This window comes from Methylobacterium currus (assembly GCF_003058325.1).
GTDB lineage: Bacteria > Pseudomonadota > Alphaproteobacteria > Rhizobiales > Beijerinckiaceae > Methylobacterium > Methylobacterium currus.
Genome location: NZ_CP028843.1, coordinates 2,793,451 through 2,805,758 on the forward strand (window position 1 = coordinate 2,793,451; position 12,308 = coordinate 2,805,758).

Consider the following 12,308-nt stretch of genomic DNA (forward strand, 5'->3'; position numbering starts at 1 on the left):
TCGGTCGCGGCCGGGATCATCGCCCTGGCGGCCGGCGGCGCGGTGACCGACGCGGCGGTGACGCCGACCGTGACCGCGGCGATCGACGGCGCCCAGGTGACGGGCGCCACCGTGACGGTGAACGCGGCCGCGACGCCCGACGTGCATGCGAAGGCAGCGGGCATCAATGTCGGCACCGCGGCGGTCGGCGCCTCGACCGCCCTCGCCCGCGTCGGTGCGACGGTGTCGGCCTTCACCCGCAACGCCACGATCACGGCGGCCAATCTCGCGGTCCAGGCCACCCTGGCGCAGGCCGCCAACAAGAGCAGCGCCCTCGCCGAGGCGACCGGGTCGGCGGGCGGCCTGATCGGCCTCAACTCCACCGTGACCCAGGCGACGAACGACAGCCGCGTCGCCGGCACCCTCGATGCCGGCACGGTCCTGACCGTGGCCGGGACGGTGACGCTCGCGGCGAGCGCCCGCACCCAGCAGATCGCCGATGCCAGCAGCGCCAGCGCCGGCCTGGTCGGCGCCGGTGCGACCGTCACCTCGGCGACCTCGAACACCCGGACGAGCGCGCAGGTGCGCAGCACCGGCGCGATCCGCGCCGGCGCCATGACGGTGACGGCGACCGGCTCGGACGACAACCGAGCGGCCGCCGAGTCCGGCGCCTACGGGCTCGCCTCGGGCAGCGCGGGCGTGGCGACCAGCACCTCGACCGGTTCGACCCAGGCGGGCCTCGATGCCGGCGCGCGCATCGACCTGACGCTCAACCCCTCCGCGAGCGGCCTGCTCTACATGGCGGCGAACCACGTCGCCTCCGGGAACGGCCAGGTCATCACCAGCGCCTACGGCGCGCTGGCCGGCAGCGGCGCGGTCGTGCGCACCGACTTCCGCCACGACACCGGCGCCACCTTCGGGGCCGGATCGAGCGTGCTGGCGCGGGACATCCAGGCCAGCGCCCAGAACTCCGTGCTCAAGCCGGTCCTCAGCTCGGCCAACATCGTCGGAACCACGGGCGGCCTCGCCAGCGGCGCCGGGGCCGACAGCCGGACCACCATCGCGGTCACCGCGACGGTGACGGTGGCGAGCAGCGCGCCGACGAGCCCGACCCAGCTCGAGACCGTCGGCGGCGTCGGCGCCCCCGGCGGCATCGCCCTCAGCGCCCTCAACCTGATCGACGTCTTCGACAAGGTGACGCTGAAGACGGGCGGGGCGCTCGCGGGAGCCGGCACGACCTCGAAGATCGTCACCGACGCCTTCGCCGCGCAGGTGCTGATCGGCGAGAATGCCAGCCTCTACACCCTCGGCACGCTGACCGCCTCGGCGAACGGACGGGGCAGCGCCAGCGCGGTCGCCAACTCGGAGACCTACGGCGCCGCTACCGTGGCGGCCGGCAACACGCTGGTGGACCTGCGGCCGTCGAACGCCGTCACGGTGGCGAGGGGCGCCTCGGTCACCGCCTACGGCGACGTGAACCTCCTGGCCGGCAGCGACCTGCGGCAGATCGACGACCTCTACGTCACCTCGGCGCGCACCGACACCTTCGCGGGCAGCGCGATCCCGATCCAGACGATCAGCGCCGACATCAACGTCTACCAGACCAACACCGTCACGGTCGCGGCCGGCGCCGGCATCGCCACGGCGGGCGACGCCAACCTCATCACCAACCGCCTCAACCTCGCCAGCACCGACGCGAAGGCGAAGGGCACCAACTGGCTCGCCGCGGTCGCGGGGGCGATCAACAGCCTGCTCGGCGGCAGCGCCGAGGCCTCGTATTCCGGCACCGCCAACCAGGGCGGCGTCGGCCGCGTCTCCGTCGACGGCACCATCGTCACGGGCATTGCGCGCAACATCGCCATCGCGATCGACCAGATGTCGGTCGACCCGACCAGCGGCGCCTCCAGCCTGACCGGCACCGTGCTGATCAACGACCAGCAGCTCACCGCCGGCGGCGCCCTCGTCCCGGCGGATGCCTCGCAGAAGACCTTCTCGATCGCCTCGGGCGGCAGCGTCACCCTCAAGCGCGTGCCGATCACGGTGAGCTTCGGCTCGGTCTTCGCGCAGAGCGCCATGATCGAGCAGCTCTACAACGCGCAGGACAAGCTGCAGAACTACGCCCAGAACGCGACGCTGCAGAACTTCTACCGGAGCGAGGTCCAGCGCCTGACCGACCTCCTCGAGAGCCAGGGCCTGGCCGAGGTCGTCCGCTACGGCAACGAGGTGACGGTGCTGCCGCTGCAGCAGGAACGGCCGGCGGTGACGATCGGCCGGTTCACGGCCGGCGCGGGACGCATCAACGTCGTGGCGGGGCAGCTCGTCGGCTCGGGCAGCCTCGACGCCAAGTCCGACACCAAGGTCGAGATCAACAACTACTCGAGCGCCACGCTGACGATCGCCGGCATCACGATGCCAGAATCGAATGGCGGCACCTTCTACAACGGCCAGAACGTCACCCGCACGGATGCCCTCGCCGACAAGCGCAAGGCGATCGCCGACGAGAACGCCCTGCTGTTCCCCACCCTGCCGGCCGGGTCGGCAAATTTCGGCACGCTGACCTCGGGCGGCGTGGTCTCGGCGACCAGCAACAGCCAGATCAAGCTCAAGAACTGGCTCGGCGCGACGGTCTTGAACGACACCCTGGTGCCGGCACCGACGCTCAACATCGCCGGCGACATCATCGCGGTGAATGCCGACCTGTTCACCGCGGCGGCGAGCGGCAACCTCGTCATCGGCGGCACGATCCGCGTGAAGAACAGCTTCAGCGACGTGGGCGGGTCCGTCACGATCAAGGACCAGACGATCTACGCCATCGGCGGCAATCCCTACGGGACCGTGGCCGGGGCGATCACCGGCGGCGATCCCAACAAGATCGTCGATGCCGGCGACGCGACCACGGTGCTCCGTGCGCTCCAGATGGCGCCGCAGGGCAGCATCATCGCCAGCGGCGACATCGTCATCAATGCGCAGTACCTCGACGTCCGGGGCCTGATCCAGAGCGGCCGCGACAGCTTCACCATCAACATCCTGAAGAACTCGGACGTCTCGGCCGAGATCGAGCAGATCAGGCGCGACCCCTACCGCACGACCGTCATCAAGTCCCTGACGAAGGACGGCTACTCCGCGGTCTTCGACCGCCAGAACAACCGCATCGTCATCAACGAGATCGCGACCACCGGCGGCAAGGTGTCGCTCACCGGGACGATCGTCAACACGAGCCCGAACCAGGGTGCGATCCGCGCGCTCGGCGGCTACGCCAGCGTGACGGTGAACAACCAGCTCGACTACGACGTGGTCGTGGCCCGCATCGACGTGTCGAAGCGCGGCGCCGGCATCATCGACATCACCGACCTCGCCTACGCCAATGCGGCGACCGGCGCCGTCGCGCGCAAGACCCTTCTGACCCAGCAGGCGGACGGCTCGGTCACCAGCTATCAGGCGCTGGTCGGGGCCAGCGGCCAGGAGATCGGCGGTCACCAGGATGGCGGCGCGATCGCCACCTACACCCCGGGTTCCGGCCTGAAGGACGGAAACGGCCGCGATCAGACCTACCGCTACGCCTTCACGGCGGGCCGCGGCGACAAGACCACCTACACCCTCACCCGCGGCACCTCGGCCTGGCTCGGCATCCAGGCCTTCGCCTCGCAGCCGGCCGACCAGAACCACTACGATACCAAGAACGTCAAGCTCGGCGCGCTGATTCCGAACAGCGACTATTTCTACCTCGATGCCACCGGGAAGGGCGCCTACAACTACGATTCCCGGGTGACCATCAATACGGCCGATCCGCAGCACCTGAAGGGCCGGAGCTGGACCACGAGCACGTGGTACGGCAAGAAGACCTATTACCAAGAGAGCATCACGGTCACCTATACGGAGACGGACGGCACGCACAGCGTGTTCGCGAGCTATCCGATCTCGATGGGCTTCATCGGCGGCAGCACCGGCAACGTCACCGTCACCTCGACCGGCGCGGGCCGGGTGCTGCTCGTCGGCGGCGTGGCCAACACCACCGGGACCACCAGCATCACCTCCGGCGGCGCCATCCAGGCGCTGAACCCGGCCGGCACGGTCTCGGGCGTGAACGTCGTGCTGAATGCCGGCGGTAGCATCGGGCAGGGCAGCGGAGCCTCGGCGACCGACCAGGCGCTCGTCGTCAACGCCACGGGCTCGGTCGCCGCGGCAACCAATGCGGGAACCATCTACCTGCGCAGCACGGGCGACCTCGCGGTCGACCGGATCACGGCGCGGAACGGCTACGACGTCATGCTGGTGGCGCGCGGCGACGTGAAGGTCGCGTCCGGCCGGGCCGGCGCGATCACGGCGGGCAGCCTGACCGTCACCGCCGGCGGCAATGTCGGCGCCGCGACCGATGCGGGCGTGCTCAAGCTCGATACCGGTTCCCGGCAGCGCGACCGCGTGACCATCACGGCGGCGGGCGACGTGGGGATCCAGGAGACCAGCGGCGACCTGCGCCTCTTCAGCCTCACCACCAACGGCAACGTCCTGGTGAAGGTCGATGCCGGCAGCCTGCTCAACGTCAACACCATCACGGTGCGCGACGAGCGGGTCGAGGCGCAGCTCATCAACGGCGTGTGGAAGGACCTCGCCCTCACCGACGCCGACGCCGACCGCAAGTTCAACGAGACGCTCGACGCCTACGAGAGCGTGGCCGAGCAGGAATACGCCACCTACTGGCGCTACCGGAACCTCCAGGCCGATCCCTCGCACTACGACCCGACCTACCGCTTCCGGTTCGCGGCCGGTTCGGCGGAGCTCGCCACCTACCAGGCGCTCTACCGCCAGCAGGGCCTCGACCGGGGCCTGAGCGGCAGCGACCTCGACGCCTCGGTGGCGCAGTCGATCGCGACGCTGGAGACCTCGCGCACGCTGCAGTACCAGACCCTGCACGCGCAATACGGGAAGTACGGCGATACCGATGTGGCGGATCTCTCCGCCGCCTACGCGACCTACTGGGGTTACCGCAACCAGCAGCCGAATTCCGGCGCCTACGATCCGGCCTTCACGGTACCGGTCTCCCAGGCCGAGCGTGCCGCCATCCGCGGCGAGGTGCTCACCTCGACCCTGGGCGGCGTGGTGCTGCAGTCCGGCACGGCCTACCAGGCACTGGACGCCCGCTTCGGTGCCCGGGGCAACCGCTACGACGCGACCTATGCCCAGACCCTGTCGGCCGCCGACCAGACCGATTACCGGACGTACTGGAACTATCGCGACCAGGTGCTGACGGACTACGTCGCCGGGCAGATCGACCGGCTCGAGGCGGCGCGCAACGGCGCCTACCAGGATCTCGACGCCGTCTTCGGCGGCCTCGGCAGCAGCCAGATCGCCGATTTCGGCGCCAAGTACGACGCCTACTGGACCTATCGCGGCAACCTCGCCGGCGACGGCACCCCGCTCCTCTCGTCGGCCCTGCAGACCTACTATCAGGCGCTCTATACCGACCAGGGCACGCAGGCCGGCAAGACCGGGAGCGATCTCTCCGATTACGTCGCGGCGAAGTTCGCGACGCTCCAGGCGAGCCGCTCGGCGGACTACGCCTCGCTCAAGGCGACCTTCGACCGCTTCGGCGGCGTCTACAACGCCGACCTCGCGACGAACTACGCCACCTACTGGGCGCAGCGCGCGACGCTGTCGAATGGCCGCGTGCACCTGACCGCCGGCGAGCGGGCGAAGGCCACGGAGACCTTCACGACGGCAGGCCGCTCGACCTCCCTCGGCGACGCGGCGATCGCGGATTACGTGGCCTCGCGGCTCGCGACGGCGGAGGGGCAGCTCGGCGCGTCCTACCAGGCCCTGCATGCCCGCTTCGGCACCCACGCCAACAGCTACGACGCGGCCTACGCCCTGACCCTGTCGGCCGCCGACGGGGCCGATTACGTCACCTACTGGGGGTATCGCAACCAGCAGGCGAATCCGGGCGTCTACAACGCCGCCTTCGCGCCGCGCCTCACCGGCGACGCGCTCGCCGCCGCCCTCGCGCAGTACCAGGCGGACGGCGCGGCCGCGCTCGCGGCCGGCACGCTCACCAGCGCGGTCATCGACGCCGCCGTGGCCGCCCGGGTGGCGACGCTCCAGGCCGAGCGGACCGCGGATTACGCCAAGCTCGACGGCTTCTTCGCGACCTTCGGCCTCGGCAACACGCAGAAGCAGAACCCGCATTTCTTCATCGACCAGACGATGCAGGATGCGATCAATGCCAGCATCAAGCGCTGGACGCAGGACGAGCTGCTCAACGCGGTCGGGCAGGGCCTGCTCAAGGAGACGACCAGCACCCAGGTCACCCGGCAGGACCCGATCATCAGCGGCGCGAATGTCACGCTCGTGGTGCGCGGCGCCAGCGCGTCCGGCAATATCGGCTCGGTCGACGGTGTCACGGTGATCGACCTCACCAACCGGCAGCCCCTGAGCCGCGACCAGCTCATCGCGCTCGGCGCGGCCGAGCGCAACGACATCGTCTTCCTGACCGCGGCCCCGGTCCAGGCGCGGGTCGACTTCGACAACGTGAACGGCCAGGGCCGGATCACCCGCACCGACGGGCAGGGCTGGGATCCGGCGATCTTCAAGGTCGGCGGCACGCTCTACATCGGCGGCGCGACCCAGAACGCCACCGGCGAGACGCCCAGCGTCTACACGATCGCCTCCGTCGCCGGCGGCGTGATCCTGACCACGGCCGGCCAGACCTTCGCGGCCGAGACCGCCAAGACGATCAGCCTCGGCCAGTCGGTCGCCAAGGGCGAGGGCCCGCGCATCACCGCCACCGTCGCCTTCGGGGCGGACGGTACCCTGACCCGGTCCTCGGGCAGCTTCATCGACGACGGCTTCGCCGTCGGGATGCGGATCGGCGTGGCCGGCACCTTCGGCGTCACCACGCGCAACCAGACCGACGCGACGACCTACTACACGATCGCCTCCGTGACGGCCTCGACCATCACGGTGGTCGAGGTCGCGCGGATCACCGCGGAGAGCGCGCGCGGCGTGGTGGTGTTCCAGTCCGCGCTGGACCCGACCAACCCGGGCAACCTGATCAAGCAGGTGCTGATCCAGGGCCGCAAGGCGATGAACCTGGCGGCGACCGGCGGGCTCGACGTCAACGCCGCCGGGCAGATCTTCCTCGGCACGCAGGGCGGGCTCAAGCTCACCTCCGTGGTCTCGACCACCGGCGACGAGATCCGCATCAAGGCGAAGACCGGCATCGCCAACGCGGGCGACGCCAACGGCACCACGGTGCGCGGCGGCAACATCGTGCTCGAGGGCGGCGACGGCGGCATCGGCGAGGCGGCCCGCGTGATCGGGATCGACCTCCAGGGGAGCGGCACGCTGACCGTGCGCACGGCCCGGGACATCTACGTCACGGAGCGCAGCGGCGACCTCAACCTGGAATCCGCCTATTCGCAGAGCGGGAACGTGACGCTCGTCGCCGACACCGGCGGCATCCTCGACGGGGTCCATACCGAGACCAACAAGATCGTCGCGGGCAGCGTCTACCTGAAGGCGAAGGGCGGCAGCATCGGCACCGCCGGCGACCGGATCGAGATGCGGCTGACCGGCACGGTCCTGGCCTCCGGCCGCGACGGCGCCTACCTGGAGGAGACCGGCGGCTCGATGAACGTGCTCGCGGTCACCGCGAGCAACGGCGACGTCACCCTGAAGGCGGCGGTCTCGATCCTGGATGCGGGCGACCTCGTCGACCCGACCGACATCGATTCCGCCCGCAGCGCCGGCGTCGACTCGCAGCCCGGGATCAACGTCACCGGCAACGGCGTCACGCTGATCGCCGGAAACACCATCGGCACGGCGGCGAACAACTTCGACATCGACAGCCGCGCCGGCGGCAATCGCCTCGGGGCGGTGTCCGCGCAGACGACCTTCGGCAACCTCTACCTCAACGAGGTGAAGGGCGATCTCGCCCTCGGCACGGTCGGCACCGGCAACCGGGGCGTCGCCTTCCTCACCGCGGCCGACGGCGCCCTCTTCAACGGCCTCGCGCTCTACGACGACGCCAACAAGGACGCGACCGGCTCGAACCTCACCTCCGGCAAGGCCTATCTGATCGCCAAGGGCGACATCGGCGCCAGCGGACGGCGGATCGTCGCCCGGATGAGCGCCGACAACGGCAGCACCTACGCGGACAGCTTCGGCGGCATCGAGGGCTACAGCACCGCCGGCAGCGTCTACCTGTGGAATATCGGCGGCCTGCGGGTCGGCGGCGTCACCACCAACACCGCGCCCGGCTTCCGCGCGGCGGGGACGCTGAGCATCCGCACGTCGAGCCCGCTCACCATCGACCGGGACATCATCTCGGGCAGCGACATCGTCCAGACCGCCGGCGAGACCGGCGCGTCCGGCGACGATCTCACCGTGCTCGCCGGCGTCACCATCTTCTCGACCGGCGGCTCGGTCACGCTCAACGCCGGCGACAACCTCACCATCCAGGCCGGCGCGGTGATCAAGGCCCGGGATGCGATCATCCTGCGCGGCGACTACAGCGCCTCGGGCACGCCCGACAACACCGGCGCGACCATCGACCTCAAGGGCCTCTACGTCGGCGCCTCGATCCGGATCGAGGGCGGAGCCAACAGCGACGTCATCCGTCTCGACGGCAGCTTCGCGACGGGCACGCGCACCATCACCCTCGACCAGAACGACAACCCGGTCGAGGGCGTGCTGACCGTCGGCGGTTCTCTGTCCATCCTGGGCAAGGACGGGAGCGACACCGTCACCCTCGCCGGCAGCTATCGCAGCGGTGCCCTGTCGATCGACGTGGCGGCACCGGGCGCGAGCGGCAACGACGCCGATTCGGTGAGCCTCGCGGGCACCTACGCGATCACGGGCGAGCTCGCGGTTTTGACCGGAACGGGCGTCGACGGTGTGACCCTGGGCGGGAGCTACGGTTCGGTCGCGAGCGGTGTGGTCGGCCTCGGCTCCCTGCGGATCGACGCGGGCGACGGGACCAGCACGGTCGCGCTCGGCGGCGAGTACAACATCGGCGGCGCGGCGCAGCTCGCATCGGGCTCCGGCGACGACACGGTCTCCCTCACCGGCACGCTGAAGGCGGGCTCGCTGGCGATCACGGCGGGCGACGGTACCAACGCGGTCACGCTCGACGGCGGCTTCACCATCGGTGGCGCGGCGCAGGTCACGACGGGCCTCGGCAACGACACGATCTCCATCACCCGGGCGATGCAGGCGGCCTCGCTGGCGATCACGGCGGGCGACGGCGCCAATACGGTCACGCTCGACGGCGACTTCACGGTCGCGGGCGAGCTGGCGGTGGTCACGGGGACGGGCCAGGACAGCATCACGCTCAAGGGGACCTATGGCTCGGTCGCGGGCGGCGTGGTCGGCCTGGGCTCCTTGCGGATCGACGCGGGCGACGGGACCAGCACGGTCGCGCTCGGCGGCGAGTACAACATCGGCAGCGCGGCGCAGCTCGCATCGGGCTCCGGCGACGACACGGTCTCCCTCACCGGCACGCTGAAGGCGGGCTCGCTGGCGATCACGGCGGGCGACGGTACCAACGCGGTCACGCTCGACGGCGGCTTCACCATCGGTGGCGCGGCGCAGGTCACGACGGGCCTCGGCAACGACACGATCTCCATCACCCGGGCGATGCAGGCGGCCTCGCTGGCGATCACGGCGGGCGACGGCGCCAATACGGTCACGCTCGACGGCGACTTCACGGTCGCGGGCGAGCTGGCGGTGGTCACGGGGACGGGCCAGGACGGCATCACGCTCAAGGGGACCTACGGCTCGGTCGCGAGCGGCGTGGTCGGCCTCGGCTCCCTGCGGATCGACGCGGGCGACGGGACCAGCACGGTCGCGCTCGGCGGCGAGTACAACATCGGCAGCGCGGCGCAGCTCGCATCGGGCTCCGGCGACGACACGGTCTCCCTCACCGGCACGCTGAAGGCGGGCTCGCTGGCGATCACGGCGGGCGACGGTACCAACGCGGTCACGCTCGACGGCGGCTTCACCATCGGTGGTGCGGCGCAGATCACGACGGGCCTCGGCAACGACACGATCTCCATCACCCGGGCGATGCAGGCGGCCTCGCTGGCGATCACGGCGGGCGACGGCGCCAATACGGTCACGCTCGACGGCGACTTCACGGTCGCGGGCGAGCTGGCGGTGGTCACGGGGACGGGCCAGGACGGCATCACGCTCAAGGGGACCTACGGCTCGGTCGCGGGCGGCGTGGTCGGCCTGGGCTCCCTGCGGATCGACGCGGGCGGCGGGACCAACACGGTCGCGCTCACCGGCGAGTACAACATCGGCGGCGCGGCGCAGCTCGCGTCGGGCTCCGGCGACGACACGGTCTCCCTCACCGGCACGGCCAAGGCGGGCTCGCTCTCCATCGATGCCGGCGACGGCACCAATGCGGTCACGCTCGCTGGCGACCTCACCATCGGTGCTGCGGCGCAGATCGCGTCGGGCACCGGCGCCGATACCATCTCTCTCACCGGCACGCTGAAGGCTGACTCGCTGGCGATCATGGCCGGCGACGGCACCAACGCGATCACCCTCGGCGGCCTCATCACGGTGACGGGCGAGCTCGCCCTGGTCACCGGGTCGGGCGACGACACCATCACGCTCAGAGGGACCTACGGCTCGATCGCCGGCGGCGTGGTCGGCCTCGGCTCGCTGCGCATCGACGCCGGACGTGGGCGCAACGCGGTCACGCTCGACGGCGAGTTCAATGTCGGCGGCGCGGTCGGGATCACGTCCGGCTCCGATGCCGACGCGATCACCCTCGCTGGCCGCTACAAGGCGGCGTCGATGACCATCGACGCGGGCGAGGGCGCGAACACCATCGACGTCAACGCCGACCTGGCCGTGACCGGGGCGCTCGCGGTGCGGACGGGCAGCGACGCCGACACGATCACCCTCGCGGGCACCATCCAGGCGGGCTCGATGGAGATCGCCGCCGCCTCTGGCAGCGGCCCGGGCAACGGCCGCAACGACATCAGGCTGACCAGCCTCACCACGGTCACCGGCGCCCTGACCATCCAGGGCGGCGGCGGGATCGACACCCTGACCGACGCGTCGATCGTCTCCGGCACCGTCCAGGCCTCCGCGACCGTCAACGCGGGCTCGGTGGCGATCGACTTGCGCGAGGGCGCCAACACCGTGACCCTCGGCGGCCGCTGGACCGCCTCGGGCGCCTTCACGCTCGACACCGGGGCCGATCTCGACACGATCACCGACGCCGTGTCGGCGAACGGCGTCGTGCTGCAGACGGCCGCGATCCAGGCCGGCTCGGTCGCGATCCGGGCGGGCGCGGGCGACAACGTGATCACGCTGCTCGGCAGCACGGTCGCGGCTTCCACCTTGGCCTTGACCACGCTTGCGGGACGCGACCGCGTGACCCTGCGCGGACGCCTGCGGTCGACCACGACGGACATCGCACTCGGCGCGGGCGACGACGTGCTCGACGCCGCGCTCACCGAGATCGCCGGCAACACCCGGATCCGCGGCGAGGACGGGCAGGACGCGATCACGGTCACCCGCCTCCCCAGCCTGTCGAGCGTCAATAACGGGCGCCGGGATACCCTCGACATCGACGGTGGCCAGGACACCGACACGGTGCTGATCCAGCTCGCCGGGACCTCCTCCTACCGGATCAACGTCCATGACAGCGGCGATGCCGACCGTGGCGTCGATACGCTGACGATCCTCGGGACCGACGCCGCCGACACCTTCCTCAGCCGCCGGAACTTCATCGCCCTGCTGCATCCCAACCCGGACGGCACCTACCCGGCCGATGCGGCGGTGGAGCGCATCAACGTCGACGCCTCGCTCAACGGCCGCATCGTGGTCGAGGGCGGGCTGGGCGACGACCGCTTCTACATGGACGACGACGCCGCGCTGATGACCATCGACGGCGGCGCCGGCGACGACTTCTTCCAGATGGGACAGGTCTTCGCGACCCCGCGCGACGTCGCGAACGGCCTGCTCGCCGAGGACGCCTTCGACACGGTCCAGCTCTCCTTCGGCGGTTACCTCTCGAAGGGCAACTCGGTGCCGATCGTCATCTATGGCGGCACCGGCAACGACACGTTCCAGATCTACTCGAACAAGGCCGACCTGCGCCTCAACGGCGAGGATGGCGACGACACGTTCGTGATCCGGTCCTTCGCGCTCGCCACCACGGGCAAGATCAAGCTCAATGCCGGCGCCGGCGACGACAAGGTCGAGTACAACATCAACGCCCCGCTCGACATCGACGGCGGCAGCGGCTTCAACAAGATCGTGGCACTCGGCACCGAGTTCGCCGACACTTTCGTGGTGACCAAGGACGGCGTGTTCGG

1 protein-coding gene (running past both ends of the window) is annotated in these 12,308 nt (G+C 70.5%); it reads left to right on the forward strand.

The whole window is internal to an LEPR-XLL domain-containing protein gene (locus DA075_RS36570; protein ID WP_099953619.1) on the forward strand: the coding sequence, 45,498 nt in all, runs 18,441 nt past the left edge and 14,749 nt past the right edge, and what appears here is coding positions 18,442-30,749, spanning codon 6,148 (complete) through codon 10,250 (partial); the first codon wholly inside the window starts at position 1. The start codon and the stop codon both lie outside this window.